23 protein-coding genes are annotated in these 25,627 nt (G+C 64.4%); 14 read left to right on the top strand and 9 right to left on the bottom strand.

Features of this window, described 5'->3' with window-relative positions; all coding sequences use genetic code 11:
* Positions 1-85 precede the first annotated feature (85 nt).
* The 6 genes from HJ583_RS01580 to ppc form a co-directional block, all read right to left on the bottom strand.
* Entirely contained in the window at positions 86-1,324 is a 1,239-nt protein-coding gene (locus HJ583_RS01580; protein WP_170019920.1) for a sigma-54-dependent transcriptional regulator, read from the bottom strand.
* A 25-nt stretch (positions 1,325-1,349) separates the two neighbouring features.
* Positions 1,350-3,485: a sensor histidine kinase gene (locus tag HJ583_RS01585; RefSeq protein ID WP_170019922.1), complete on the bottom strand. Its 2,136-nt coding sequence runs from the start codon at positions 3,483-3,485 to the stop codon at positions 1,350-1,352.
* Positions 3,482-4,054, bottom strand: coding sequence for a DUF4390 domain-containing protein (locus tag HJ583_RS01590; RefSeq protein ID WP_170019924.1), 573 nt, complete (start codon positions 4,052-4,054; stop codon positions 3,482-3,484). Before HJ583_RS01590 ends, HJ583_RS01585 begins: the two co-directional genes overlap by 4 nt.
* Before the next feature lie 28 nt (positions 4,055-4,082).
* Positions 4,083-5,510 (bottom strand): 16S rRNA (cytosine(967)-C(5))-methyltransferase RsmB, encoded by a 1,428-nt coding sequence (rsmB, locus tag HJ583_RS01595; protein WP_170019926.1) that lies wholly within the window; start codon positions 5,508-5,510, stop codon positions 4,083-4,085.
* Positions 5,511-5,611: 101 nt separating this feature from the next.
* A complete protein-coding gene (locus HJ583_RS01600; protein WP_101941906.1) occupies positions 5,612-6,757 on the bottom strand; it encodes a type IV pilus twitching motility protein PilT in 1,146 nt (381 codons plus the stop codon).
* Between the two features lie 144 nt (positions 6,758-6,901).
* On the bottom strand, positions 6,902-9,670 hold the full coding sequence (gene ppc / locus HJ583_RS01605) for a phosphoenolpyruvate carboxylase (protein ID WP_170019928.1): 2,769 nt from the start codon (positions 9,668-9,670) through the stop codon (positions 6,902-6,904).
* 128 nt (positions 9,671-9,798) lie between these two features.
* On the opposite strand from ppc, the gene hemC reads away from it, so the two are divergent.
* From hemC to lnt, 8 genes are all read left to right on the top strand, one after another.
* The gene (gene hemC / locus HJ583_RS01610) at positions 9,799-10,755 is read left to right on the top strand and encodes a hydroxymethylbilane synthase (protein WP_170019930.1); all 957 of its coding nucleotides are present in this window, start codon (positions 9,799-9,801) and stop codon (positions 10,753-10,755) included.
* The gene (locus HJ583_RS01615; RefSeq protein ID WP_170019932.1) at positions 10,752-11,519 is read left to right on the top strand and encodes a uroporphyrinogen-III synthase; all 768 of its coding nucleotides are present in this window, start codon (positions 10,752-10,754) and stop codon (positions 11,517-11,519) included. The genes hemC and HJ583_RS01615 overlap by 4 nt, the downstream gene beginning before the upstream one ends.
* A 34-nt stretch (positions 11,520-11,553) precedes the next feature.
* The gene (locus tag HJ583_RS01620; protein WP_170019935.1) at positions 11,554-12,648 is read left to right on the top strand and encodes a uroporphyrinogen-III C-methyltransferase; all 1,095 of its coding nucleotides are present in this window, start codon (positions 11,554-11,556) and stop codon (positions 12,646-12,648) included.
* Between the two features lie 8 nt (positions 12,649-12,656).
* Positions 12,657-13,829: a heme biosynthesis HemY N-terminal domain-containing protein gene (locus HJ583_RS01625; protein ID WP_170019937.1), complete on the top strand. Its 1,173-nt coding sequence runs from the start codon at positions 12,657-12,659 to the stop codon at positions 13,827-13,829.
* Positions 13,830-13,831: 2 nt separating this feature from the next.
* Positions 13,832-14,287, top strand: coding sequence for an rRNA maturation RNase YbeY (ybeY, locus tag HJ583_RS01630; protein WP_170019939.1), 456 nt, complete (start codon positions 13,832-13,834; stop codon positions 14,285-14,287).
* A 57-nt stretch (positions 14,288-14,344) separates the two neighbouring features.
* On the top strand, positions 14,345-15,187 hold the full coding sequence (locus HJ583_RS01635; RefSeq protein WP_170019941.1) for an HlyC/CorC family transporter: 843 nt from the start codon (positions 14,345-14,347) through the stop codon (positions 15,185-15,187).
* A gap of 11 nt (positions 15,188-15,198) precedes the next feature.
* On the top strand, positions 15,199-15,654 hold the full coding sequence (locus HJ583_RS01640) for a C-GCAxxG-C-C family protein (RefSeq protein ID WP_217423233.1): 456 nt from the start codon (positions 15,199-15,201) through the stop codon (positions 15,652-15,654).
* 80 nt (positions 15,655-15,734) lie between these two features.
* Positions 15,735-17,201, top strand: a complete 1,467-nt coding sequence (gene lnt / locus HJ583_RS01645) for an apolipoprotein N-acyltransferase (RefSeq protein ID WP_170019943.1) — start codon at positions 15,735-15,737, stop codon at positions 17,199-17,201.
* Positions 17,202-17,207: 6 nt separating this feature from the next.
* Here lnt and HJ583_RS01650 read toward each other — a convergent pair whose 3' ends face one another.
* Positions 17,208-18,041, bottom strand: coding sequence for a hypothetical protein (locus tag HJ583_RS01650; RefSeq protein WP_170019945.1), 834 nt, complete (start codon positions 18,039-18,041; stop codon positions 17,208-17,210).
* A gap of 83 nt (positions 18,042-18,124) precedes the next feature.
* The gene (locus HJ583_RS01655) at positions 18,125-19,048 is read right to left on the bottom strand and encodes a type 2 periplasmic-binding domain-containing protein (protein WP_170019947.1); all 924 of its coding nucleotides are present in this window, start codon (positions 19,046-19,048) and stop codon (positions 18,125-18,127) included.
* A gap of 146 nt (positions 19,049-19,194) precedes the next feature.
* On the opposite strand from HJ583_RS01655, the gene glyQ reads away from it, so the two are divergent.
* From glyQ to gloA, 6 genes are all read left to right on the top strand, one after another.
* Positions 19,195-20,136, top strand: a complete 942-nt coding sequence (glyQ, locus tag HJ583_RS01660) for a glycine--tRNA ligase subunit alpha (RefSeq protein WP_101941893.1) — start codon at positions 19,195-19,197, stop codon at positions 20,134-20,136.
* 2 nt (positions 20,137-20,138) lie between these two features.
* Positions 20,139-22,310: a glycine--tRNA ligase subunit beta gene (glyS, locus tag HJ583_RS01665; RefSeq protein ID WP_170019949.1), complete on the top strand. Its 2,172-nt coding sequence runs from the start codon at positions 20,139-20,141 to the stop codon at positions 22,308-22,310.
* 153 nt (positions 22,311-22,463) lie between these two features.
* The gene (gene gmhB / locus HJ583_RS01670) at positions 22,464-23,006 is read left to right on the top strand and encodes a D-glycero-beta-D-manno-heptose 1,7-bisphosphate 7-phosphatase (RefSeq protein WP_170019951.1); all 543 of its coding nucleotides are present in this window, start codon (positions 22,464-22,466) and stop codon (positions 23,004-23,006) included.
* 2 nt (positions 23,007-23,008) lie between these two features.
* On the top strand, positions 23,009-23,773 hold the full coding sequence (locus tag HJ583_RS01675; RefSeq protein ID WP_170021292.1) for a lysophospholipid acyltransferase family protein: 765 nt from the start codon (positions 23,009-23,011) through the stop codon (positions 23,771-23,773).
* Positions 23,773-24,531 carry a M48 family metallopeptidase gene (locus HJ583_RS01680; RefSeq protein WP_170019954.1) on the top strand — a complete coding sequence of 253 codons (759 nt, stop codon included), beginning with the start codon at positions 23,773-23,775 and terminating at the stop codon, positions 24,529-24,531. The genes HJ583_RS01675 and HJ583_RS01680 overlap by 1 nt, the downstream gene beginning before the upstream one ends.
* Positions 24,532-24,570: 39 nt before the next feature.
* On the top strand, positions 24,571-24,960 hold the full coding sequence (gene gloA / locus HJ583_RS01685; protein WP_101941890.1) for a lactoylglutathione lyase: 390 nt from the start codon (positions 24,571-24,573) through the stop codon (positions 24,958-24,960).
* 69 nt (positions 24,961-25,029) lie between these two features.
* Here gloA and HJ583_RS01690 read toward each other — a convergent pair whose 3' ends face one another.
* Entirely contained in the window at positions 25,030-25,557 is a 528-nt protein-coding gene (locus tag HJ583_RS01690) for a hypothetical protein (RefSeq protein WP_170019956.1), read from the bottom strand.
* Positions 25,558-25,627 lie beyond the last annotated feature (70 nt).

Raw genomic sequence — 25,627 nt, forward strand, 5'->3', positions numbered from 1 at the left:
ATCACACTCGCGCAGATATTGCCTTGTTCCACGCAGGCTGGTACGCCGGCCGGCCCGGGTTTCGGGCGTTCCGTCTGAAAGCGGTTCAGCTTTCGCTGCGCCGACCCACCTGGATGCCCAGTTGCTTGAGCTTGCGGTAGAGGTGGGTGCGTTCCAGTCCGGTTTTCTCGGCCAGACGGGTGATGTTGCCGTCTTCGAGTTGCAGGTGGTGCTCGAAATAGATGCGTTCGAAGGTTTCACGCGCCTCGCGCAGCGGCAGATCCAGCGGCAGGGCGAGCGCTGCACTGGAGGCGCGGGAGACGAAGCGCACGACCTCATCGGCATTGATCTCGTCTTCCAGAGAACCAAGGGCCAGCGAGCGCACGGCGGCCTTCAGTTCGGGAAAGCCGCCGCCCCAGGGGCTGTTGCGCAGCGCGTTGAGTGCGCCGGTAGACAGCGTGCGTACTGGCACGTCACCGGTTTCGGCCAGATGTTGGAGGAGCTGGGTGACCATCTCGGGCAGCTCATCCTTGAGCTCCAGCAGCGAGGGCGGCACCAGCGACACTTCAAACAGGCGGCGGACCAGCAACGGATCCCAGCCTTCCACGAGCAGTTCGTCGGCCGTGCGCGAGCAGGCGGCGAGCAGGCGTTGATCGTGTTTTTCGAGGCGATCAAGGGCGAAGGCGAGGTTCTTCTGCTGGGCGCGATTGAGCAGGCTCAGGTCTTCGATGAAGAGCATGCCGCCGCGCGCGGCCTCAAGATTCTGGATTTCGATCGGTTGGCCGAAGCTGCCCAGGTCCAGCCAAGGGCTACCCGCTGCCTGCAGGCTGCGGGCGCACAGTTCGGCCAGCGAGCCGGCGCCCACGCGCAGCAGCAGCACACGGCTCTTCTGGCAGAGCTGATCAAGGCGGCGGCGCAGATCGCGCAGTGGCGTGGAGCGAGTGAAGGCGTTCAGTGTGAGGTGAGTCTGGGCCTTGCTGGGCTGGCGCTGCAGGCCACGCTTGACGGTGGCAAGGAGCTTTTGCAGGGCGATCGGCTTTTCGAGAAAGTCCAGGGCACCGAAGCGGATCGCTTCCACCGCGGTATCGATGGTGCCGTGGCCGGACATCATGATCACCGGCATCGACAGCAGGCCGGAGGCCGCCCATTCCTTGAGCAGGGTGACGCCATCAGTGTCCGGCATCCAGATGTCCAGCAGAACCAGATCCGGCCGTGCCGCCTGGCGGGCACTGCGGGCTGCCGTGGCATTTTCGGCAAGGATCACGTCGTAACCCTCGTCGCAGAGAATCTCCCGCAACAGTTCACGGATACCGATTTCGTCGTCAACAACCAGAATCTTTGCCATAGGTTCGGAGACTACCAGAGCAGGGTCAATTTGTTGTCGTTTCGCCCGGCGGCGTGGCGTCGAGCTTGGCCAGTCGCAGGCGCAGTTTTACTTCGGCACCGCCCTCGGGGCGATTGGCGATGAAAATCTCGCCACGGTGTTCCTCGATGATCTTGCGCACGATGGCCAGCCCCAGGCCCGAGCCGCGCGGCTTGGTGGTGACATAGGGCTCCATGGCGCGGCTGAGGATGTTGGGCGGGAAGCCACTGCCGTTGTCACGCACCACCAGCTCAACGCGCTTGCCATCCAGGCGCGTGACCAGTTCAACCAGCGGGGCCGTATGCTCGGCCACGGCATCCTGCGCGTTCTGTAGCAGGTTGTGGATGACCTGGCGCAACTGGCTGGCATCAGCCTGCACCAGGGGCAGGCCGGTAGCGAGGATCGGGCCGATCGGCACGGGCGCGGCTTCATACAGCATCAGCACTTCGCGCAGCAGGGCATTGAGATCCAGCGGGGCGAGCTGCGGCGCCGGTAGCCTGGCGTAGTCACGGAAGCCATTGACCAGGTTCTTCATGGCCTCGACCTGATTCACGATGGTCTGGGTGGAGCGATCGAGGAAGGCCCGGTCGGTGTCGCCCAGGCGGTCGGCCAGCTTGTGCTGCAGGCGTTCGGCGGAGAGCTGGATCGGTGTGAGCGGGTTCTTGATTTCGTGGGCCAGGCGGCGCGCCACTTCGGCCCAGGCTGCGTTGCGTTGTGCCGAGATGAGCTCGGAAATATCGTCGAACACCACCACGAAGCCGCCCGTGCTCTCGGGAAGCTGCGAGCCGTGCAGCAGCAAGGTCTGCACCGAGCCTTCGCCATGGGTGATTTCCAACTGACGGTGCCAGTCCGCCTCATGTTCGGCAAAGCCTGCCAGCACCGCATCGCGGAAGCTCAGGTGGGTCTGCCATTCGGCCAGGGGCACGGCTTCGAAGCCGATCAGATCGTCCTGCAGGATAGCGGTGGCTCCGCGGTTGGCTGCGCGCAGCTCGCCTTCGCTCGAGAAGGCCAGTACGCCGGCCGAGAGGTTGGCGAGCACGCTTTCCAGATAGGCCCGTGCGGCGTCGACAGCCGAGCGGTTTTTCTCGGCCAGTGCCCGCGCATCCTGCAACTGGCGGGTCATGCGGTTGAAGGATTGAGTCAGCACGCCCAGCTCGTCGCGGGCCGGCAAGGCTTGGCGTGGCGAGAGGTCGCCTGCCGCTACGGCCTGGGTGCCTTCGGCAAGGATCAGCAAGGGGGCCGAGAGTGAGCGCGCAAACAGGAAGGCTACTGCCATGGCGGCGAACATGGCCAGCAGCAGGGCCAGGGTCAGGGTCACGAGGTAAATGCTCTTGAGGCCCTGGCGCGAGAGCAGCAGTTCCTGATAGTTGCGGTGCAGTTCCTGGATCTGGTCGGCGCTGTGGGCGAGTGCTTCCGGTACGGAGGCACGCACCTGCAGCAGCAAGGGGTCGACCTGCAGGAAGCGGCTCGGCACCGGTACGACCACACGCATCACGAGTTTTTCGCCCTCTCCTTCAACGGCACGATATCCCATCGATTGACGGGCCTGGCGCAGCTGAGCGGTGGCCGGTACGTCCGGCACCAGGCCGCCCTGCGCCGCGCCCGTGGAGCTGACAACGCGCCCGCTGGTGGTGAGGAGGGTGATCTCGTCGGCGTCGAGACGCTCGCGCAGGCGGATCAGGGCTGGCAGGCTGGGTGGGGTGAGCTGGTCGCCGAGCTCCAGGGCGACGTTGCGACTGCGCTCGGCCAACTGGTCGAGCAGGGCATCCAACGCGCTGCGACCGAGGGTGATGCCGGACTCCAGGGCCGAGTCAACGCGCACGTTGTACCAGGACTCGATCGAGCGCACCGCGAACTGCACAGAGATCACGTAGATCAGGGTGCCGGGAGCAATCGCGAGCAGCAGGAACATGCCGATCAGCTTGAGCTTGAGGCGGGAGCCGAACTGGCGCGAGCGGTATTCGATCCACAGCTTGCGCAGTTGCAGGCCGACCAGCACCGCCAGCGCCACGGCCAGCGCAATGTTCAGCCCCAGCAGGACCGGATAGTTGTGGGCAAAGAGCGAGGAGTTGGCGCCTGCCGAGGCCAGCAGGAAGAGCAGGATGGCGCCCAGCGCGAGCACGACAATGAGCAGTCGCCTCATCGCGGATCAGGCCCTTGAGCAAGGAAATTCCACTGCACCCAGCCGGTAGAGACATCCAGCTCGCGATTACCGAAGACCACGACCTGAAAGGGCTTGGGCAATTGCGACATGTCCAGCCGGAAACGCAGCGAGGCCTTGTAGGTCTCGCCGGGTGTGAGGCGGTTGCGGTCGATCACCGACCAGTTGCGGATCGATAGCAGGGCGCGCAGGGCATCCTCGAAGCTGCCGAAGCTGCGGTGGATGCTGCCTACCGAGAGGCGATACTGACGGGTGAGGGCGTGATAGGAGAGGCGGAAGTCCAGATTCCGCTCGACCACGCTCTCATCGAGCCAGTACCAGCGTGCGCGGGTCAGGGTGAATTCAGCCTGAAAGGGGATCGAAACCCCGCTGGCGATCATTTCCTCCAGGCGCGGATTGGCCTGCATCTCGAGCGACGCATTGACCACATACACCTGATCGACCGGGACGATCTCCTGGAAGCGGAAGTCCAGCCCCTTGCCGGCCGCCAGCGCGGCCGGCGCGCAGAGCAGCATGAAGCTCAGCAGCCACAGCCGGCGCAGCAGACACATGACGGCAGCCCTCGTCCCGAGCTGACGCTCAGGCGCTTTTCTCCAGCAGGGCGAAGTAGAAGCCGTCATGTTGCGCGGTGGGCAGCCAGTGTCTCTCGAATGTACCGTCCGGCAGGCGAGCGCGGCGGCAGTCCTTGTGGCGGGCGGCGAAGCGGGCGACCTGCCTTCCGTTCTCCTCTTCGAAGACGGAACAAGTGAGATAAAGCATTTTCCCGCCCGGCGCCAGCACTTGCCACAGGGCCTCGAGGATTTCGGCCTGAACCGTTGCAAAACCCGCAATGTCCTCTTCGCGGCGCAGCCACTTGATGTCCGGATGGCGACGCGCTACGCCCGAGGCGGAGCAGGGTACGTCGGCGAGGATGCGCTCGAAGGGCTGGCCGTTCCACCACTCGTCGAGATGGCGGCAGTCGGCCGTGCGGACTTCGGCAGAAAGGCCGAGGCGGGCAAGGTTGTCGCGCACGCGCTGGCTGCGCTTGTCTTCCACATCCAGTGCCAGCAAGGCGATGTCTGCGGACTCAAGCAGGTGAGCGGTCTTGCCACCGGGGGCGGCGCAGGCGTCCAGCACGCGCTGACCCGCGGCGAGATCCAGCAGCGCGGCCGCTTGCTGGGCGCCCCAGTCCTGCACCGAGACGCGGCCTTCGGCAAAGCCGGGCAGGCTGGAAACGGGCCGCGGTGTGTCGAGCTGAAGAGCCAGTGGGGCGAGTTCGGTGAAGGTGATTGCGGCCTCGGTGAGCTCGGCGCGGTAGGCGTCTGCGCTGCTGCGGCGCGGATTCACGCGCAGGCTCATCGGCGGGTGGGTGTTGTTGGCGGCCAGCAGGGCCTGCCAGTGCTCCGGATGCTGACGCTGTACGGCCTTGATCCACCAGGCGGCATGGCGCCAGTGCGCGGCGGGGTCGGCATCGGCGGCGGCAAGCAGGGCGGCCCACTGACGTAGCGCGTTGCGCAGCACGCCATTGACCAGCGCCTTGAGGCGCCCCTCGGCGAGGCGGGCGGCGGCTTCAACGGCCTGATCGACGACGGTGTGGGCGGTGTCCGGCCGGGTTTCGAGGCGGTAGAGGGCAAGCAGCAGCAGAGCTTCGATGCGTGGCTCCTCAAGCGGCTTGCTGAGCAGCTTGGCGAGAATGAAGCTGCCGCGCCCGCAGTCACGTAGGGTGCCGTAGAGCAGATCCTGCACAGCGCCGCGGGTCGCCGGCAGCAGGTCCGGGTAGGCTTGCCACAGGCCCAGCAGGCCGTCGTTCAGCGCATAGCCCTTGAGCACGGCGGCAAGGCCATCGCTGGCAACCAGCAAGGCTTCGCCGAGCGTGCCGGCGGCCAGTGGTGGCAAGGCCGGGCCGCGTGGGCGGTGATCACGGGCTGGCGGGGGGGTACGGGAGTCCTGCGTGGGGCGGGAGCGGGCGGGGCCACGGCCGGTGGCCGGGCGGGCGCCGGTGCGGCGGGGGAAAGGTTTCTTGTCCATGCCCGCATTGTACGGGTTCGGCTCTGCGGAGGCGGGAGACGAAGCGCTTGCAGCGCCTCAGTGAGCGCAGCGATGGTGCTGGATCGCTGCGCTCAAGCCCGTCAGCGCTTCAATTCCTTTACCATGCCGGCAAATTTCAGCGGATCGGTGCTGGCGCGGCGGGCGTCTTCCACGCTGACCTTGCCGGCCGTGATGAGGCGCAGCAGATCGTCGTTCATGGTGTGCGAGGAGGCGTTGCGCTCCAGGCTCTGGATGTCCAGCAGGCCGCGGATGCCGCTGAAGTTGGCGCTGCCGATGAGATGGGCGGCTTCCTGATTCACGGTGAGGCATTCGGTGGCAAGCTGGTAGCCGTCACCGGCCGTGTTTGGCAGCAGGGCCTGGCACAGCACGCCCCGCAGGCTGCTCGCCAGCGTCTGGGCCTGGGCTTCGCCGTTGCCGAGGAGACGCAGCATCTTCTGCAGTCCCAGTTCGGTGCTACGCGCGTGCAGTGTGGCGAGGACCAGCGGCCCGGCCTCTGACAGGGCCAGGGCTTCCTGTGCGGTGGCCGCATCGCGGATCTCGCCGATCAGGATCACGTCCGGGCGCTCGCGCAGGGCATCCAGCGCGCCGAGGTAATAGCTCGCAACGTCGCCGTCGGTGCCGACCTCGCGTTGGGTGATGATGCTCTTCCTCTGCGGGATCAGGGTTTCGACCGGATCCTCGATGGTGATGATATGGCCCGGGCGGGTCTTGTTGATCTCGTCGAGCAGGGACGCGATGGTGGTGGACTTGCCCTGGCAGGTGTCGCCAACGATCAGCACCAGTCCGCTGGTGAACTTGGCGAAGGCCTGGGTGTTGGGGCGCAGCCCGAGGCTGGCGAGCGGCAGCGGCTCGGCCGGGAAGCGGCGAATTACGCAGCCCAGGCGTTTGCGGGCGTGAAAGGAGAAGCAGTTCACGCGCAGGCGGGCGCTGTAGAGATCCTTGGCACGGTCGAAAGCGCGCTCAAGAATGCGTTCTTCCCAGGCCGGCTCGATCACTTCGAAGAATTCTTCAAGCTCCTGGCCGGTGACCGGAATGTCTGACACGGCCACCAGGCGCTTGGGCTGACGCAGCATGACCGGACTGTTCTGGTGAATGATGATGTCGGAGAACACGATCTCCGAATTGAGCAAGCTGAGGATCTGCTCGATCAGCGTGCCCGAGCCTGGGTAATCGAGATTCTCGGTCGGCGAGAGGGTTTCGATCAGCGAATGATGGGTCTGGTCCATGGCGTGCCCCGGCGGTAATTTTGTTCGACCCGAATCCTTGCCCGAGCGGGCAGGAATTGCAAGCGTCGGGTGATGGAAGTAACAAGGCCCCAGTCGCGTTTGCGTCTGGGGCCTGGGTGCGTAAGGCGGCGTGTTCGAGCTTGCTTAGCCGCTGTTGCGCAAACCTGCCGCCACGCCGTTGATGGAGAGCAGGATGCCGCGACGCACGCGGTCGTCCTTGTCGCCTTCACGGTAGCGGTGCAGCAGCTCGACCTGAACGTGATTGAGCGGGTTCAGGTAGGGCAGGCGGTTGCGGATCGAGCGGGCCAGCAGCGGATTGCCTTCGGTGAGTTCCTTCTGACCGGTGATGGCCAGCAGCACTTCGAGGGTGGACTCCCATTCGGCCTTGATGCGCGTGAAGATGGCGTCGCGCAGCGAGGCGTCCTGCACCAGTTCGGCATAGCGCGAGGCGATCGCCAGATCGCTCTTGGAGAGCACCATGTCCATGTTGGCGAGCTGGGTGGCGAAGAAGCTCCATTCCTTGTACATCGACTGCAGCTGGGCCATGCCGGCGTCGCCGCGCTTGGCGAGGAAGGCCTTCACGGCCGAGCCGAAACCGAACCAGCCCGGCAGCATCACGCGGGACTGCGCCCACGAGAACACCCAGGGGATCGCACGCAGATCTTCGATGGCCGTGCTCTTCTTGCGTGAAGCCGGGCGCGAGCCGATGTTGAGGTTCGCAATTTCCGAGATCACGGTGGATTCCCAGAAATAGGTTTCAAAGCCCGGGGTTTCGTAGACGAGATTGCGGTAGGCCTTGAAGGCGGCATCCGACAGTTCGTCCATGATGGCCAGGTAGTCGGCGCAGGGCGCGGCTTCCGGGTGGGCCAGCAGAGTGGCTTCGAGGGTGGCGGCGGCCAGTACTTCGAGGTTACGGCGGCCCACTTCCGGGTTGGAGTACTTGGAGGCGATGACTTCGCCCTGCTCGGTGAGGCGGATCTGACCTTGTACCGCGCCGCCCGGCTGGGCCAGGATGGCCTGATAGCTCGGGCCGCCACCACGACCGACCGAACCGCCGCGGCCATGGAACAGGCGCAGGCGCACGCCGTGTTTCTTGAATACTTCGATCAGCTGGATCTCGGCTTTGTAGAGTTCCCAGCCGGAGGTCAGGAAGCCGCCGTCCTTGTTGGAGTCCGAGTAGCCGAGCATGCATTCCTGAGCTTCGTCGCGTGAGGCGACGAGCTTGCGGAAGACCGGGATGCTGAAGATACGGTCCATGATGCCCGGGGCGTTCTGCAGGTCGCCAATGGTTTCGAACAGCGGGATCAGGTTGACGTCCAGGGTGCCGGCGGCGGGGTTCAGCAGACCAACCTCCTTGAGCAGCACGGCCAGCTCCAGCATGTCGGAGACGCCGTCGGTCTTGGAGATGATGGCGTTCTGCACGCAGCATTTGCCGTAGATGCGGTGCGATTCGGCAATGGCGCGGAAGATGGCCAGCTCACCGGTGGTCTCTTCGGAATACTGCAGGCAAGGCGAGGACAGCGGGCGCGAGGTGGCGAGCTCCTGCAGCAGGATGGCGATGCGGCCTTCTTCGTCTTTTTCCAGATACTTCGTGCCGGGGTGCGCGGCTTCAAGCAGTTCGGCCACGCTGCGCTCATGCACATCGGAGTTCTGGCGTACGTCGATGCTGGCCAGATGGAAGCCGAATACCGAGGCAGCGCGCTGAAGCTCACGCAGCTTGCCGTGGGCGAGGGCGGGCGAGCAGTACTTGAGCAGGGAGTTGTGGATGATGTCCAGATCCGTGCGGAAAGTTTCGGCATCCGGATAAGGCTCGGCGGCGGCACCGGGCTGGCGGCCTATCGGCTGGATACCCAGTTTCACGGCGGTCGCCCACAAGCGTGCGTGGATGCCACGCATGGCGCGGCGGTAGGGTTCATCCTCGGTGTGGGCACTCTTGTAGGGCGAGCGTTCGGCCAGAGCGACCAGCTCCGGGCTGACGTCCACCAGCCCGCTGGAAAGCGAGAGGCGGTTGCTGAGGCGGCTGCTTTCCTCGATGTAGAAATTAAACGCGACCTGGGACTGCAGTTGCAGCGCGCGGCGCAGGATGTCGGCGGTTACGAAGGGGTTGCCGTCGCGGTCGCCACCAATCCAGCTGCCCATGCGCAGGAAGGAGGGCAGATCGAAGTGCTCGCCGTTCTGGCTGCGCGCGGAAAGCTGGTCTTCGAGGCGGGCATACAGCTTGGGCAGCTCGCGCAGGAAGGTGTAGTCGTAGAAGGACAGGCCGTTGGCGATTTCGTCGACGACTGACAGTTTGGTCAGGCGCAGCATGCGCGTTTCCCACAGCAGCAGGATTTCGCGGCGCAGGGATTCTTCGTTTTCCTCTTCCTCTTCCGGGGTGAGGGCCACGCGGTCGCGCTCGTCGAGCAACTGGGCGATGCGCAGCTGGCAATTGAGGATGGACTTGCGCTGCACTTCGGTCGGGTGGGCGGTCAGTACTGGGCGGATCATCGCCGTGTCGAAGAACTCCTTCAGACGCGCATCATCGATGCCGGCCTGGCTGGCGAGGGTCAGGGCGTGAGCCATGCTGCCCTCGCGTGGTGCGGAGCCCGCCCGCAGGTGGGCACGCGAGCGGCGGATGTGATGCTCGTCTTCGGCAATGTTCGAGAGCTGCGAGAAGTAGCTGAAGGCACGTACCACGTTGAGAGTGTTTTCGTGTGCCACTTCCTTCAGCATGGCCTCCAGCTCGTGGCGGGCGTCACTGTCGTCATCGCGGTGGAAGCGCACCGAGGTCTGGCGGATGCGTTCGATGAGACCGAAAACGTCGACGCCTTCCTGGGCGCGCACAGTGTTGCCGAGGATGCGCCCGAGCATACGGATGTCGTCGCGGAGCGGGGTGTCCTTGTCCTGATCGGTGAGGGGGGCGTGATTGTTCATGCTGGCTCTGAGGGCTAAAAAGCTGTTTTTCTGGGCGGACTGCAGAATATAGCAGCCCGGCGGCCCGCCCGGGCACGCGTGCTAAGATCGAACCGTTCCCGATCAAGCAAGAGCCGTACCCCATCCGAATGCCGAATTCCGCCAAAGCCAGGGTGCAAACCCCCTCCCGCATCGTGATCGCCACCCGTGAGAGCCGCCTGGCCTTGTGGCAGGCCGAGCATGTCAAAGCCCGTCTTGAAGTGACCTGGCCCGGCTGCGTGGTGGAGCTTCTGGGCATGACTACGCGCGGCGATCAGATTCTCGACCGCTCGTTGTCCAAGGTCGGCGGTAAGGGGCTTTTCGTGAAAGAGCTGGAGCAGGCGCTGGCCGATGGCCGTGCCGATATAGCCGTGCACTCCATGAAGGATGTGCCAGCGCAGATGCCCGAGGGTTTCGCCCTGATCGCTACGCTGGAGCGCGAAACGCCGCTGGATGCTTTTGTCTCCAACCGCTACGAGACGCTGGCCGACATGCCGCCGGGCACCGTGGTCGGCACCTCCAGTCTGCGCCGCGAGGCGCAACTGCATGCCCAGCACCCCTATCTGGGCGTGCTGCCCCTGCGCGGCAATCTGGACACACGCCTGAAGAAGCTTGATGAGGGCCAGTACGACGCGATCATCCTTGCCGCCGCCGGCCTCAAGCGCCTGGGGCTAGGCAATCGGATCCGCAGCGTGCTCAGCAGCGAGGACAGTCTGCCGGCCGCCGGTCAGGGCGCGCTGGGCATCGAGGCGCGGGCCGACCGGCCCGAAGTGGCGGCCTGGTTGGCGCCGCTGGTTGATCCGGTTACTACTGCCTGCGTGGCCGCCGAACGTGCACTGACGCAGGCCCTGCAAGGCGGCTGCGATGTGCCGATCGGCGCCTTCTGCGAGTCGCAGGCCGATGGTCGTCTCTCCATGCGCGCTTTCGTAGCGACGCCGGATGGTGCGCAGATCGTGCGCAGCGCGGGCGAGGCGGCTGCGGCCGAGGCGGAAACGCTGGGCCAGCGTCTGGCGGCGGACTTGTTGGCCCAGGGCGCGGCCGCGATTCTTGCCTCCTTGCGCGAATGAAGCCGCTGGCCGGGCGCTGCATCGTCACCACCCGCCCGGCCGCGCAGGCCGCCGTGCTAGGGCGCGAGTTGCAGGCGCTGGGCGCTGAAGTGCTGAACTTTCCGGTGATAGCTATCGCGCCCGCCGATCCAGCGCCGCTGCGGGCGCTCGATCTGGCTGGCTTCGAGCTGGCTTTCTTTGTGTCGGCGAACGCGGTCGAGCAGGCTTTTGCGATCAGGCCGCGCGCACAGTGGCCGGCCAGTCTGCGGGTGGCGACGGTGGGGCCGTCCAGCGCGCGGGCCCTGAGGGATCACGGCTGCAGCGAGGTCATCGTGCCGGCAGAGGGCTTCGACAGCGAAGCCGTCCTGGCCCTGCCCGAGTTTCAGGCGGCGGCCATTGCCGGCCGGCGTGTGCTGGTGCTGCGCGGCGATGGCGGGCGCGAGTTGCTGGCCGACACCCTGCGTGAGCGCGGGGCTGCTGTTGAACAGGTCAGCGTTTATCGGCGCAGCTGTGCTGCACTGGATCCCGCCCCCTTGTGGGCGCGTTTTGCGCGCGGTGAGTTGAGTGCATTGCTGTTTACGGCCAGCGAAGGTTTGCGTTTCTTCCTTGAAATCACCGGCGAGGAGGGCCGTATGATGCTCGCCGGCCTGCCCTGTTTTGCCCCGCATCCGCGCATCGCAGAAGCCTTGCGGGCGGCTGGGGCCACGCAGGTCGAGCAGACCCTGCCGGGCGATGCCGGCCTGCTGGCGGGCCTTGCGGCCTTTTTTGCTGCCCCTTCTGACTAAGCCCGCAGAGGGGCCTATCGGTTAAGATTCGGTCATGGAAAACCAAGTCCTCCCTCCGCAGCCTTCCGCGCCCGAAGCGAAGCACCGCAGCGGCCCGCGCTGGAACCGTATCTACACTTCTGCAGCCGTCGCTGCGCTGGCCTTGCTGGGCTGGCTGGCTTACGACACACGCCACGATCTGGCGAGCGTGCAGGCCGAATTGCAGCAGCGCGTGGCCGAGGGCGATAAATCTGCCCAAGAGGCCCGCACGCTGGCGCGTCAGGGGCTGGAGCAGCTGGAAACCGCGCAAGGCCGCATCACCACCCTGGAGGCGCGCCTGCATGAATCCGAAACCCAGTACGCCTCGGTCGAGGCCTTGCGGGCCGAGTTTGCCCGCATGCGCGACGAGCGTGCGCTGGACGAAATTGCCCTGGCCATCGAGATCGCCGTGCAGCAACTGCAGTTTGCCGGCAACGTGCCGGCGGCCCTGAATGCACTCAAGGCTGCCGATACCCGTCTGGCGCTGCTCGATCAGAGCCGTTACCTGCCGCTGCGCAAGCTGGTCACGCGCGACATCGAAACCCTCAAGACCCTGCCTGGCGCAGACACCGCCAGCGTGGCCCTGCAACTGGAAACCATCATTGCGCGGGTCGATAGCCTGCCGCTGGGGTTCGAGCGTCAGGTGCCGCCACCGCCCAAGGCCGCCAAGGCGCCGACCAAGAAGGCCGCCGCCTCCTCTTCCAGTGCGGCAGCCGAAGCGTCGGCACCGCTCTCCAGCCCGAATGCCCTGATGAGTCTGCTGGGAGATCTGTGGCAGGAGTTCCGCGGCCTGATCCGCATTGAGCGCCTGGATCGCCCGGATCCGGCCCTGCTGGCCCCCAGCCAGGCGGCCTATCTGCGCGAGAACCTGCGTCTGCGCCTGCTCTCGGCGCGGGTGGCACTGCTCCAGCGCGAGGGCAAGCTGTTTGCCGAAGACATGCAGCAGGCGAGCCTCTGGCTCAAGCGCTATTTTGATCTTGAAGCGCCCGCAGTGGCCGGCACGGCCGAGGAACTGGCCCGCATCGCGCAGGCGCGTCCGGGTGTTCAGCTTCCCGCACTTGAGGACACGCAGGCTGCCCTGCGTGCGCTCAAGTCCGGCAGCAAGCGCTGAGGTCCGCCATGCGTGCACTGACCTGGCTGATCGGGCTCTTCGCGATGGCCGTGGGGATCGTCCTCGCGGCGCGTTACAACGAGGCCTATACCCTCTTCGTGTGGCCGCCCTACCGCGTGCAGGTGTCCATGAACCTGCTGCTGCTGCTGCTGTTGGTGGTTTTCTTGCTGAGTTACCGGGTGGCGCGGATTGCCGTGCGCGCCGTTGAACTGCCGGGCGAGGTCAATGTGTGGCGCAAGCAGCGCCGCCGTGAGCAGGCCCAGAACGCCTTGGCTGAAGCCGAGCGCTTCTATCGCGAAGGGCGTTACGGTCAGGCCTTCCGCTCAGCCACCCATGCCTATGCCGGTCTGCCGCAGCCGGGCCTCGCGGCCTTGCTGGCGGCGCGGGCGGCACATGCCATGCGCGATTTCGAGCGGCGCGATACCTGGCTCGCCCACGCGGCCGCGCATGATCGTGAAATCCGCCTGGCGCGCTTGATGACCGAGGCCGAGCTGGCGATTGCCGACCGCCGCTTTGAAGATGCGGCCAGCAGCCTTGAAGGCTTGCGTGCCCGCGGCCATCGCCATCTCGCCGCGCTGCGCCTGTCGCTGCAGGTCGAGCAAGGGCGCGGGCGCTGGCCCGAAGTGGCACGTCTGGCGCGCACCCTGCACAAGCACGGCGCGCTGACGGCAGAGCAGACAGCTCCGCTGCTGCGCCGCGCCCAGCTTGAGCAGTTGCGCGAGGCAGACGGTGATCTGAGCGCCCTGGAACGCGTCTGGCAGGGGGTTCCGGATGCCGAGCGACGCGACGCGGGCTTCTTGTTGCGCGCTGTACCGCACCTGATCGGTGCCGGGGATGACAAGCTCGGCGTGGCAGCCATCGAGGAAGCCCTCAAGCATGACTGGGAGCCCGAGCTGACCAGCCTTTATGGTCGTTGCCAGAGCAAGGATCTGCGTGCCCAACTGGCTACTGCGGAAGCCTGGCTCAAGCAGCATCCGGAAGATGCCAGCCTGCTCCTCGCGCTGGGGCGTTTGTGCCTGCGTGCCCAGTTGTGGGGCAAGGCGCAGAGTTACTTCGAAGCGTCCTTGTCGCAGCAGGCTTCGCGCGCAGCACATCTGGAGCTGGCGCGGTTGGCCGAGCGCCTTGAGCGCAAGGAAGTGGCCGAGCGTCACTATCGCGAAGCCGCTGTGCTGGGGGCCTGAGCATGTCAGCAGTTCCCCGTCGTCTGAATCTCTCGGTGCAATACGCCCTGCAAGCCGAGGGCCTGCCCGAGCGCAGCCAGCTGCGCGGCTGGATCCGCGCGGCCGAGCCGGGCGCGGCCCAGCTTACGGTGCGCTTTGTTGATCGCGAAGAGGGACGCGGCCTCAACGCCGAGTATCGCGGCAAGGATTACGCCACCAATGTGCTGTCTTTCCCCTATGAGCAGGAGCCAATCCTGACCGGCGATCTGGTGCTGTGCTGGCCGGTGGTGGTGGAAGAGGCTGCCGCGCAGGACAAGCCGGTGGAGGCCCATTGCGCCCACCTGATCGTGCACGGTGTGCTGCACCTGCAGGGCTGGGAGCATGAAGAGGATGCCGAAGCCGAAGAGATGGAGCAGGAAGAGCGCACGATTCTTGCTGAGCTGGGCTATCCCGACCCCTACGCCAACGAAAAGGCGTGATGGCCCGTTCCACGAACGTCGGATTACGCCCTGCGGGCTAATCCAACCTACAAAACCATGGACCCTTCCAGTAGTCGCCCCAGTATCCTTGAACGCCTCTCCTCCCTGCTCACGCGTGAGCCGGACGACCGCGAGGCTTTTGTAGACCTGCTCCACTCGGCGCATGAGCGCAAGCTCTTCGATGCTGACGCCCTCAGCATCATCGAGGGGGCGCTGCAGGTGGCCGACATCCCGGTGCGCGAAGTGATGGTGCCGCGTGCGCAGATGGATGTGGTGCATATCGAGCAGAGCTTCGACGAGATTCTGGATATTGCCATCAGCACGGCCCACTCGCGTTTTCCGGTGGTGGGCGAGAACCGTGACGATGTGCTCGGCGTACTGCTGGCCAAGGATCTGTTGCCGGCTTTGCGCCAGGACGACTTCAACCTGCCGGGCCTGATCCGGACCGTGGCCTTCGTGCCGGAAACCAAGCGCCTCAACGAACTGCTGCGTGAATTCCGGGTCAGTCGCAATCACATGGCCATCGTGGTTGACGAGTACGGCGGCGTATCCGGGCTGGTGACCATCGAGGATGTGCTGGAACAGATCGTGGGCGATATCGAAGACGAGTACGACTTCGATGAGCATTCCGACGATATCGTGGCGGTGCCCGGCGGGCGCTGGCGCGTGAAGGCGCTGACGGCGGTGGATAGCTTCAATGAACGCTTCGGCAGCCAGCTCGAACGCGATGGTGTGGACACCATTGGCGGCCTGGTGCTGCAGCATTTCGGCCGCGTGCCGGCGCGCGGCGAGATGATCGAGATCCGCGGCTTCCGCTTCAAGGTGCTGCGGGCTGACCGTCGCCGGGTCTACACCCTGCTGGCCGAGCCTTTGCCGGCACCGGACGGCGTGGGCGGCTAGGTTCTGAGATCATGATGAATGCTCCCCGGATGGCGGCGAAGCACGCGGAAGAATTGTTTGCTTCAGGCTTTTTCTGCGCGGAGAGCGTCTTGCTTGCGCTCGCACGCGCGCAGGGCATTGAAAGTGATGTGCTGCCCAGGATAGCCACGGCCTTTTGCAGTGGTATGGCACGTACCTGTGGGACCTGCGGCGCCCTGACCGGAGCCATGATGGGAATCGGCCTTGGCTCGGGCCGTACGGCCCAGACGGATTCTGTGCAGGCCACCTACGAAGCGACCCGGCAACTCATCAACGCCTTTGAGGCCGAATTCGGTTCAAGGGATTGTCATTCCTTGCTGGGGTGTGATCTTGGAACGCCGGAAGGGCAAGCCACTTTTCGTCAGGATCGGCTTGGCCGGAAGTGCGCGGAATACACGCGCCGGGCAACTGAAATCGCCGTAGAAGTCCTCAACCAGACCGCTGCCTGAGTCTTCGGGCAAGCGAGCATCCATGCGCCTGTCACACGGTCGCGCGTAGAATCGCGGCGGCTTCTTCCGGGTTCGTCACCATGTCCTTCCTGATTGCCCTGCTGGCGGGTGCTGCTAGCGTGCTGGCCTATGCGCCCTTCGAACAGTTCTGGCTGATGCCGCTGAGCTGGGGCGTGCTGTATTTCTTCCTGCGTCAGCCGGATCTGCGACCCGGGCAGGCTTTTCTCACCGGTTGGGCCTGGGGCAGTGGCGCCTTGTTTGCCGGTCTGTGCTGGCTGGTGGTGGCGCTCAACCGTTTCGGCGGCCTGTCGGCGCCGCTCGCCGTATTCCTGATCCTGCTCTTCTGCTGCGCGCTGGCGCTGTATCCGGCCTTGCTCTCGGCGCTGTTTGCTCGCCTGCGCCCCGCGCATTGGGCTGGCCGGGTTGTGCTGATGGCAGCGTGCTGGACGCTGTGTGAGCTGTTGCGCGGCCAGGTGTTTCCCGCCTTCCCGTGGTTGGCGATCGGCTATACCCAGACGCCGCCGAGCCCGCTGGCAGGCTGGGCTGCCGTGCTGGGCGTGTATGGCATGAGCTTTCTGCTGGCCGCCACGGCTGCTTTGCTGGTGGAGGCCTGGCGTGAGCCGGCGCTGCGCCGGCGGGCGCTGGTCTGGGCGCTGCTGCCCTGGCTGGCCGGGGCCAGCCTGCGCCAGATCGAGTGGAGCGCCCCGGTCGGGGCGCCCGTCAGCGTGTCACTGATCCAGACCAATGTGGCGCAGGACCAGAAGTGGCGCGCCGACACCCTGATGGCTCAGCTGCAGCTCAATGCCGAGCTGCTGGCGCGCTATCCCGCCCGGATCATGGTGCTGCCCGAGAGCAGCCTGCCGCTGTTCGTGGACCAGTTGCCGCAAGGCTTTCTTGAGCATATCGAGCAGCAGGCGCGGGTCGCTGGCGGCGATGCGATCCTGGGCGTGTTCACCAGCGATGCGGCCGGCGGGGTCTTCAACAGCGCGATCACGCGTGGCGTAAGCAGCCCTCAGCAGTACAGCAAGAATCATCTGGTGCCCTTCGGTGAATTCCGCCCCTGGGGCTTTGGCTGGTTTTTCGATCTGGCCAACATCCCGATGGCCAACCAGACCCCTGGCGGTGACCGCCAGCCCTTGCTGGAACTGGCCGGCCAGAAAGTGGCCATGAACATCTGCTACGAAGACGTGTTCGGCGAAGAGCTGCGCCGCGCACTGCCCGAGGCCACGCTGATGCTGAACATCTCGAATCTGGCCTGGTACGGTGATTCGCATGCCCAGCCGCAGCATCTGCAGATGTCGCGGATTCGCGCGCTGGAGTCGGGCCGGCCACAGCTGCGTTCAACGAATACCGGCATGACCGCCATCGTGATGCCTGATGCCACAGTGAGTGCCGTGCTGCCGACCTTCACTCAGGGCGCACTGCAAGCAGAGGTGCGTGGTTACCAGGGCGTGACCCCCTTCGTGCTGCTGGGCGACTGGCCAATCTGGTTGCTCGTGTGGCTGGTGTTGCTGGGCGCGTTGATCCGTAAACGTCGGTTGGGCTGAGCAAGCCTATCTGGCTGCTCCGAACTCGGCCGAGAAATCGTCCCACCAGCGAGGGTCGGAAAGTGGTGGTGCGAACCCCGAGAGTTCTGGGTTTTCAAGCCGGAAAAGCCGGCGTCCGGCCAGTGGCAGATCGCGAAGCACTTCGCGTTTGTAGGCCCTGTAGAGGCGCTCGAACTCTCCTGTTGCGGCTAAGCGTTGTAGGCCATCCCGGATGCGTTCGGCCATCTTTTCACCGGTCGGTGTGCGTGGCACAAAGTAATAGCGCGCAAGCGGATAGAGCAGGGCAAGGTGTTTCTCTATCGTCAAGCCCGGCACCGTTTCACGTCGGCTGATCCACTCGGCTCGGATCTCGTTAGCCCCGCGTGAAAACAGCTCGAAGCGATTGGCCTCTAGCCCCTTGAACAGTCCCTCGAAGCTGTCTGTTGCAACCACCTCAAGGCCGTTGTGGCGAAGGATCGTTGTGTCTGTCCAGCTTGGTCGTTGCCCGATTCTGAAGCGCCGCAGCATGTCCAGATTGTTGACCTTCTCAAGGGCCGCCTGTTGGTGCTCCATGATGAGGAAAAGGCGAAGACCGAGTAGCCCCTTATCCAGCGGTAAGGGTATAGCCAGAAGCTTCTGCTCCAGCACCCGGCTTGTGCCCGGCGCAAAGATGTTGACGCGCTCCCCTCCGGACTCCAGCTCCAACTGGATGCGCTGATAGTTCATCGGTACCGGGAAGGCTTCTAGCGTGTACTCACCGTATTGGTTCCGATTGCTTTCCAAGATGGCCGCAAGCAGCCGCCAGTAATAGACTTGGCGTTGATCGTCTGCGTTTTCCGGTGCCGGGTAGGTGAAACGCATTGGATCCGCTGCAGCTGTAACAGCAGTCGCAAGCATCCAGAGCAGCAGGATCCGTAGCAAGTGGCGACGTCGGGAGGGCATTTTCAGCGCCCAGTACGATTCGATGGAGCCAGCTCGGCGGCGAGATCGTCCCACCAGAATTTGTCAGTGAGTGGCGGCGCCTTGTCCGAGAGCTGGGTGTTGGTGAGGCGAAAGACCTTGCGCCCGGAGAGATCCAGATCCGCCAGCACCAGCTTCTTGTAGGCCTGATAGCGGCGCTCGAACTCGCCGGATTTGGCCAGGCGGCGCAAGCCGTCCTCGATGCGCTCGGCCATTTTCTCGCCATCCTTGTTGCGCGGCACGAAGAAGTAGCGTGGCATCGGATAGGCCAGCACGAACTTTTTCTCGATCGCGAGGCCGGGGATCTTGTCCTTGTGGGCCAGCCATTCGGCGTGAATCTCGATGGCGCCGCGCGAGAAGAGGTCGTAACGGCGTACGCCCAGCATCTGGAACAGGCCTTCATAGTTGTCGGCCAGCACCAGTTTGAAGTTGTTATCGCCGAGGATTTTCGTGTCGGTCCATACCGAGGCCTGGCCGATCGTGAGCTGCTTGAGCTCCTCCAGCGTCTGCACCTTGTCCAGTCTGGTCTGGGTTTCCGGCATCACCAGAAACATCCGGTAGCCGAGCAGGCCCTTATCCAGCGGGATCGGAATCGCGCGCAGGCGCTCTTCCAGCTCCAGATTGGTGGCGCGTGAAACGATATTGATGCGCCCCTTCTCGCCGGCCTCGACTTCGGCGGCTGCGCGCTGGAAATTCATCGGCGTGCCGTAGGACATCACCTTGTAGTCACCGTACTTGCTGCGGTTGGACTGCAGGGCGGCCTCGAGGATCTCCCAGTAATAGGTGTGACGCTTGTCCGAGGCATTCTCCGGTGGCGGATGAATGAAGCTCATCGGCTCGGCCGCCCGCGCCGGCAAGGCCGCGTTCAGCAGGCAGCTCAGCAGCAGGCACAGCGCGCTGACTCTCATCCTTGTCTCCTCCTCATCGCGGGCAATCCACTATAACCAAACTTGCGGGCCTGCCAAGCAGGGCCTGCCCCTAGGCGGGCGCTTGCCTGTAAAATCCCCGCTTTCGCATCCGCTGCAGGCGCGGCCGCTCCGGTCGCCCCCCTCACATGAACGCCAAACCAAGTTTTCAGGACATCATTCTCAAGCTCCAGTCCTACTGGGGCAGCCAGGGCTGCGCACTGCTGCAGCCCTACGACATGGAAGTCGGCGCCGGCACCAGCCACACCGCCACTTTCCTGCGTGCCATCGGCCCGGAGCCCTGGCGCGCCGCCTATGTGCAGCCGAGCCGCCGTCCCAAGGATGGCCGCTACGGCGAGAACCCCAACCGCATGCAGCACTACTATCAGTTCCAGGTGGTGCTCAAGCCGGCGCCTGCCAATATTCTCGACCTCTACCTCGGTTCGCTTGAGGCCCTCGGCTTCGATCTGAAGAAAAACGATGTGCGCTTCGTTGAAGACGACTGGGAGAACCCGACGCTGGGAGCCTGGGGTCTGGGCTGGGAAGTGTGGATGAACGGCATGGAGGTGACCCAGTTCACCTACTTCCAGCAGGTCGGTGGCATCGACTGCAAGCCGATCACCGGCGAGATCACCTACGGCATCGAGCGTCTGGCCATGTATCTGCAAGGCGTCGAAAACGTCTTCGATCTGGTGTGGACCACCTGGGAAGAGAATGGTCAGACTCGCGTGCTGAAGTACGGCGACGTGTTCCACCAGAACGAAGTCGAGCAATCGACCTACAACTTCGAGCACAGCGACGCCGAATTCCTGTTCACGGCCTTCGGTGCGCACGAGAAGCAGGCCAAGCACCTGATGGAGGCCAAGCTCGCGCTGCCTGCCTATGAGCAAGTGCTCAAGGCCGCGCACACCTTCAACCTGCTCGACGCCCGTGGCGCCATCTCGGTGACCGAGCGCGCTGCCTACATCGGCCGCATCCGCAATCTGGCCCGCAGCGTCGCGGCCTCGTATCTGGAAAGCCGTGAGCGTCTGGGCTTCCCGATGGCACCCAGGGAATGGGTCGCCGACCTCCCGAAGAAGGAGGAGAAATAATCATGAACAAGAATCTGTTCGTAGAACTGTTTGTTGAAGAACTGCCGCCCAAGGCACTGAAGAAGCTGGGTGAGGCGTTTGGTGTGGGTATTGAAACCGCCCTCAATAGATCCGGACTTATTTGGGAAAGTAAGGTCACCACATATGCATCTCCTCGCCGGTTGGCGGTGCATTTCACGGATGTGCGTGACATTGCTCCGAATATTCAGATCTCTCAAAAATTGATGCCGGTGTCTGTTGGTTTGGACGCCAATGGCGCCGCCACCCCGGCACTGCTCAAAAAATTGGCTTCGCTGGGCGCTGACGAATCGGCCGTGGCGGGGCTCAAGCGCGTGGGCGAAGGCAAGGCCGAAACCCTGATGTTTGACTCGGTGCAGCCGGGCGTGGCACTGGCTGCTGGTTTGCAAAAGGCGCTGGAAGACGCGCTGGCCAAGTTGCCGATTCCGAAGGTGATGGGCTATCAGCTCGCCGATGGCTGGAGCACGGTGAGTTTCGTGCGCCCGGCGCACAAGCTGATCGCCCTGCATGGCGCGGAGATCGTCGATGTCGGCGTGCTGGGCCTCAAGTCCGGCCGCGAAACCCTGGGTCATCGTTTCGAAGCCGCCCAGTCGGTGGTAACTATTCGCGATGCCGATAGCTACGCCGAGCAGCTCAAGAGCGAAGGCGCGGTGATCGCCTCGTTTGCCGAGCGCCGTGCCGAGATCGTGCGCCAGCTCGCCGCAGCCGCGGCCAAGGTCGGCGGTGGTGTGAAGGCCATTGAAGACGAAGCCCTGCTGGATGAGGTGACTGGTCTGGTCGAGCGCCCGAATGTGGTGATCGGGCAGTTCGAGACGGAATTCCTCGCCGTGCCGCAGGAATGCCTGATCCTCACCATGAAGGCCAACCAGAAATACTTCCCGCTGCTGGATGCCAATGGCAAGCTGACGAACCAGTTCCTGATCGTCTCCAACATCGCCCCGGCAGACGCCAGCGCGGTGATTCAGGGCAATGAGCGCGTGGTGCGCCCGCGTCTGGCGGATGCCAAGTTCTTCTTCGATCAGGATCGCAAGAAAACGCTGGCTTCGCGCGTCGAAGGCCTGGGCAAGGTCGTGTATCACAACAAGCTCGGCACTCAGGGCGAGCGTATCGAGCGCGTGCGCGCGATTGCCAAGGCGATTGCGGCCAAGCTGGGCGTGGATGCAGCGGCAGCCGATACCGCTGCACAACTGGCCAAGGCTGATCTCTTGACCGACATGGTCGGCGAATTTCCCGAGCTGCAAGGCATCATGGGTGGCTACTACGCCCGCCACGACGGCCTCGGCGAGACGATTGCCGACGCAGTGGAAGATCACTACAAGCCGCGCTTTGCCGGTGATGATTTGCCGCGCAACGAAGTGGGTGTGGTGGTGGCGCTGGCCGACAAACTGGAAACGCTGGTGGGTTTGTTCGGCATCGGCCAGCTGCCGACCGGCGACAAGGATCCGTTCGCGCTGCGTCGTCACGCGCTGGGCGTGATCCGCATGCTGATCGAGCGCGATCTTCCGCTTGATCTCAATGAAATTTTGCGTCTCGCATTTAGGCAAATTGATGGAATTGTTCAAATCGGGGGAGATCCGGAAGCCCACCGTTCTCACACAATTTTCGGCGCTGATGCAGAACTGATCCCGCTGCTGCGGGGGGCAGAGGATTCCTTGCGGTCGTTTATCTACGATCGCCTCGCTGGCAGCCTGCGCGAGCAGGGCTATTCGGCGCAGGAAGTCGAAGCCGTGCTGGCCTTGCGCCCGCAACGCCTCGGCGACATCGCCAAGCGTCTGGCTGCCGTGCGCGCCTTCGCGGCGCTGCCGGAAGCGGCTGCGCTGGCTGCGGCCAACAAGCGCGTCGGCAACATCCTGAAGAAAATCGAAGGCGAACTGCCGAGCAGCGTTACACCGGCCTTGCTCGCCGAAGAGGCCGAGAAGGCCTTGTTTGCCGCGCTGGGCTCGATTGCCCCGCAGGCGAATGCTGCCTTCGACTCGGGCGATTACACCGCATCCCTGCAGGCCCTGGCGGCACTGCGTGGCCCGGTTGATGCTTTCTTCGACGGTGTGATGGTCAATGCCGAAGAGGCTGCGCTGCGTGCCAATCGCCAGGCCTTGCTGAACCAGTTGTATGGTCTGATGAATCGCGTGGCGGATCTTTCGAAGCTGTCGGCGTAATGCAATGACGGGGCGGGCGAGGCGTGTGCGAGCACTGCGCCCACTCCTTTCTGCCCGATGTGTTGAACGGGAAGCGGGCGAAGCCGGGCCGGAATCGATCCCCTACCGCTTCACCCTTCCCCCTTCTCTTCAACCCTCTTCCCGGAGAGCCAAGTGAAACTGATCATTCTCGACCGTGACGGTGTCATCAACATCGATTCCGCCCAGTTCATCAAGTCGCCGGAGGAGTGGAAGCCGATTCCCGGCAGCCTTGAAGCGATTTCCCGCTTGGGCGAGGCTGGCTACAAGATCGTGGTGGTCACCAACCAGAGTGGTGTCGGGCGCGGCCTCTTCGACATGGATACGCTCAACGCGATCCACGACAAGATGATCAAGAGCCTTGCCACCGTGGGCGGGCGCATCGACGCGATTTTCTTCTGCCCGCATCCGGCTGACTCCACCTGCGATTGCCGCAAGCCCAAGCCCGGCATGTTCCAGCAGGTGGCCGAGCGCTTCAACATGGACCTCAAGGGCGTGCCGGCCGTGGGTGACAGCCTGCGCGATCTGGTGGCCGGCCAGGCGCTGGGCTGCACGCCCTATCTGGTGCTGACCGGCAAGGGCAGCAAGACCGCCCTCGACCCTGAGCTGCCAGTGGGGACCAAGGTCTTCCCGGACCTCTCTGCCGTCGCCAATCACCTGCTCGGATACAAGGCCTGATGCTGAACCTGTTGCGCTCACTGGTCTTTGCGCTGTTCCTGCTCTTTGTTTTCCTGCCCTTCACCGGTTTTGTGGCCCTCACGCGCTGGATGAGCCTGCGCCAGCGCTACGACTTCGTGACTGGCTGGAATGCCCGCTACACCCTCGGCGCCTTTCGCCGCCTTCTCGGCATCACCCATCGCGTACAGGGCCTGGAGAACATACCGGCCGAGCCGGTGGTGTTTCTCGCCAAGCATCAGTCAGCCTGGGAAACCCTGGCGCTGGCCGCGTTCCTGCCGCCCTCGGCGTATGTGGCCAAGCGTGAACTGCTGCGCATCCCCTTCTTCGGCTGGGGGATGGCTCAGATGCCGATCGTGACCATCGACCGCAGTGCCGGCAAGGATGCCTTGCGCCAGGTGGTGGAGCAGGGTGGAGCCTTGATGAATGAGGGCTATTCGGTGGTGATCTTCCCGGAGGGCACGCGCACCGCTGTGGGCGGGCAGCGGCGTTACAAGATCGGCGGCGCCACGCTGGCGGTGGAGACGGGCCGCAAGGTTGTGCCGATTGCGCATAACGCTGGAGAGTTCTGGCCGCGCAATGCCTTCGTCAAGCGTCCCGGGGAAATCACCGTGAGCATCGGCCCCGCCATCGAGACGGCCGGCCGTAGCGCCGAGACCGTGAATGCCGAGGCGGCTGCCTGGATCGAGGGCGAGATGCATCGCCTCTTCCCGCAGCACTATCGTCAGTCGCTTGGCAGCAAGCGCGAAGCGGCCCGGGTCGCCCATTGATGGAGCTGCAGCGCACCGCCCAGAGTACGACCGGCGCGGAACAGCGCACTCTCCGGCTGGGGCCGCGCGAGATCGTATTCACCTTGCGCCGCAGTGCGCGCCGCACGCTGGGCATGCAGATCGACCGGCGCGGGCTTACCGTGACCATCCCACTGCGTGCCAGCCTGCGCGAGACCGAAGCCTTCATGCGCGAGCGTGCGGCCTGGATCGTCGAGAAGCTTGATGAGTGGGCGCAGCGCCAGCCGCCACCCTCCGTGCAGATCAGTGACGGTATGCAACTGCCGGTGTTTGGCGAGCCCTGCACGGTGCATTGGACGGCCGGTGCCAACCGCACGCGCTGGGTGGAAGGCTATGCGCGGCGCGAGCTGCATCTGCATCTGCGCCGTCACGAGGATGCGCCGCGCGTACTCCTGCGCGGCCTGCAGGAGTACGCGCTGCCCTACTTTGCCGGCCGCCTCGATGAGTATGTGTATCTGCTCCAGCGCACTTACCCCGAGATCCAGCGCCCGCCCCTGTATCTGTCGAACGCACGCACGCGCTGGGGCAGCTGCTCGAAGCTCTCCGGCATTCGTCTCAACTGGCGCCTGATCCATCTGCCACGACCACAGATCGATTACGTGGTGGCACATGAGGTTGCCCATCTGGTTGAAATGAATCACTCGCCGCGTTTCTGGCGCCTGGTCGGTGAGCTCAAGCCCGACTACGAGCGCGACGAAGCGGCGCTCAAACAGGCTCACCGCGTCATTCCGGTGTTCTGATTCACGGGAGCTCTGCTCCCCACTTTCAAGGAGTTACATATGCGCGTACTGCACACCATGATCCGCGTTGGCGATCTGGATCGCTCGATCAAGTTCTACACCGAAGTGCTGGGCATGAACGTGATTCGCACTTCGGATCACCCCGAAGGCAAGTTCACCAACGTCTTCGTTGGCTATGGCAGCGAAGCGGACGGTGCGGTCATCGAACTGACCTACAACTACGGCGTGGAAAGCTATGAGCTGGGCACCGGCTTTGGCCATGTAGCGATTGCGGTAGAGGATGCCTATGCCGCCTGCGCTGAGATCAAGGCCCGTGGTGGTGTGGTGACGCGCGAAGCCGGCCCGATGAAGCACGGCACGACCGTGATCGCCTTCGTGCAGGATCCGGATGGCTACAAGATCGAGCTGATTCAGCGCGGTACGCTCTGAGTCTTGTCCCGCTGATTCGCCCAAAGAGAAAGCCCCGCACGCGGGGCTTTCTCTTTGGTGGGGCTAGATTCAGGCCGGCCGGCGGATCTGCTTGTATTCCGTGCTGCCGGGACGGGTGTAGCGATGCAGGATGAAGTCGGCCAGCACCACATTGCCGGCGTTACCACTGCTGTTGTGGCTGTCGCTCAAGCGCTCGGCGAGGAACAGCCGGCCGAGCAGGGTGCTGCGCCAGGCTTCGCCGCCCGCGAGCTGATAGAAACGAGTGCGTTCCAGATGCGCAACCCGCAGCAGGCGGATCGCCTCGCGCGGCGGCCGGGCCATGATGGTGGCGAGCGTCATGCTGTTGAGCACGACGGTGTCCAGCGCGTCATAGAAAGCACGGGTTTCCTGGCCGCTGAAGGATTCGTAGTAGCGATGCCAGTCCTGCGGATGCAGCGGAATCAGATCAGTTTGCGGTTTGGTCAGCCAGTACAGGTTCCAGGCCACGGCGTCCTGGTACTTGTACATAAGGCGGAAAATGCAGTGCTCGGTGCCCGGAATGGCGTAGTACTCCGGTGAGCGCGGGGCATACATCAGGGACCCGTTCCAGAATTTCATGGTGCTTCTCCAGCAGCGGCGGCAAAACTGCCGATCTTGTCCGGAGTAACGGGCGGCGGCGGGCGAGCTT

It is taken from the genome of Uliginosibacterium aquaticum (assembly GCF_012972705.2).
GTDB classification, from domain to species: Bacteria; Pseudomonadota; Gammaproteobacteria; order Burkholderiales; family Rhodocyclaceae; genus Uliginosibacterium; species Uliginosibacterium aquaticum.

Bases quoted from the DNA above. Each gene is read 5' to 3' on its own strand.
- HJ583_RS01600 (WP_101941906.1), bottom strand. From the start codon at position 6,757: ATGGACCAGACCCATCATTCGCTGATCGAAACCCTCTCGCCGACCGAG.
- lnt (WP_170019943.1), top strand. From the start codon at position 15,735: ATGTCCTTCCTGATTGCCCTGCTGGCGGGTGCTGCTAGCGTGCTGGCC.
- HJ583_RS01655 (WP_170019947.1), bottom strand. From the start codon at position 19,048: ATGAGAGTCAGCGCGCTGTGCCTGCTGCTGAGCTGCCTGCTGAACGCG.
- rsmB (WP_170019926.1), bottom strand. From the start codon at position 5,510: ATGGACAAGAAACCTTTCCCCCGCCGCACCGGCGCCCGCCCGGCCACC.
- HJ583_RS01580 (WP_170019920.1), bottom strand. From the start codon at position 1,324: ATGGCAAAGATTCTGGTTGTTGACGACGAAATCGGTATCCGTGAACTG.
- HJ583_RS01585 (WP_170019922.1), bottom strand. From the start codon at position 3,485: ATGAGGCGACTGCTCATTGTCGTGCTCGCGCTGGGCGCCATCCTGCTC.
- HJ583_RS01680 (WP_170019954.1), top strand. From the start codon at position 23,773: ATGGAGCTGCAGCGCACCGCCCAGAGTACGACCGGCGCGGAACAGCGC.
- gloA (WP_101941890.1), top strand. From the start codon at position 24,571: ATGCGCGTACTGCACACCATGATCCGCGTTGGCGATCTGGATCGCTCG.
- HJ583_RS01620 (WP_170019935.1), top strand. From the start codon at position 11,554: ATGGAAAACCAAGTCCTCCCTCCGCAGCCTTCCGCGCCCGAAGCGAAG.
- HJ583_RS01690 (WP_170019956.1), bottom strand. From the start codon at position 25,557: ATGAAATTCTGGAACGGGTCCCTGATGTATGCCCCGCGCTCACCGGAG.
- ybeY (WP_170019939.1), top strand. From the start codon at position 13,832: ATGTCAGCAGTTCCCCGTCGTCTGAATCTCTCGGTGCAATACGCCCTG.
- hemC (WP_170019930.1), top strand. From the start codon at position 9,799: ATGCCGAATTCCGCCAAAGCCAGGGTGCAAACCCCCTCCCGCATCGTG.
- HJ583_RS01615 (WP_170019932.1), top strand. From the start codon at position 10,752: ATGAAGCCGCTGGCCGGGCGCTGCATCGTCACCACCCGCCCGGCCGCG.
- HJ583_RS01635 (WP_170019941.1), top strand. From the start codon at position 14,345: ATGGACCCTTCCAGTAGTCGCCCCAGTATCCTTGAACGCCTCTCCTCC.
- ppc (WP_170019928.1), bottom strand. From the start codon at position 9,670: ATGAACAATCACGCCCCCCTCACCGATCAGGACAAGGACACCCCGCTC.
- glyQ (WP_101941893.1), top strand. From the start codon at position 19,195: ATGAACGCCAAACCAAGTTTTCAGGACATCATTCTCAAGCTCCAGTCC.
- HJ583_RS01625 (WP_170019937.1), top strand. From the start codon at position 12,657: ATGCGTGCACTGACCTGGCTGATCGGGCTCTTCGCGATGGCCGTGGGG.
- HJ583_RS01650 (WP_170019945.1), bottom strand. From the start codon at position 18,041: ATGCGTTTCACCTACCCGGCACCGGAAAACGCAGACGATCAACGCCAA.
- HJ583_RS01640 (WP_217423233.1), top strand. From the start codon at position 15,199: ATGATGAATGCTCCCCGGATGGCGGCGAAGCACGCGGAAGAATTGTTT.
- HJ583_RS01590 (WP_170019924.1), bottom strand. From the start codon at position 4,054: ATGTGTCTGCTGCGCCGGCTGTGGCTGCTGAGCTTCATGCTGCTCTGC.
- glyS (WP_170019949.1), top strand. From the start codon at position 20,139: ATGAACAAGAATCTGTTCGTAGAACTGTTTGTTGAAGAACTGCCGCCC.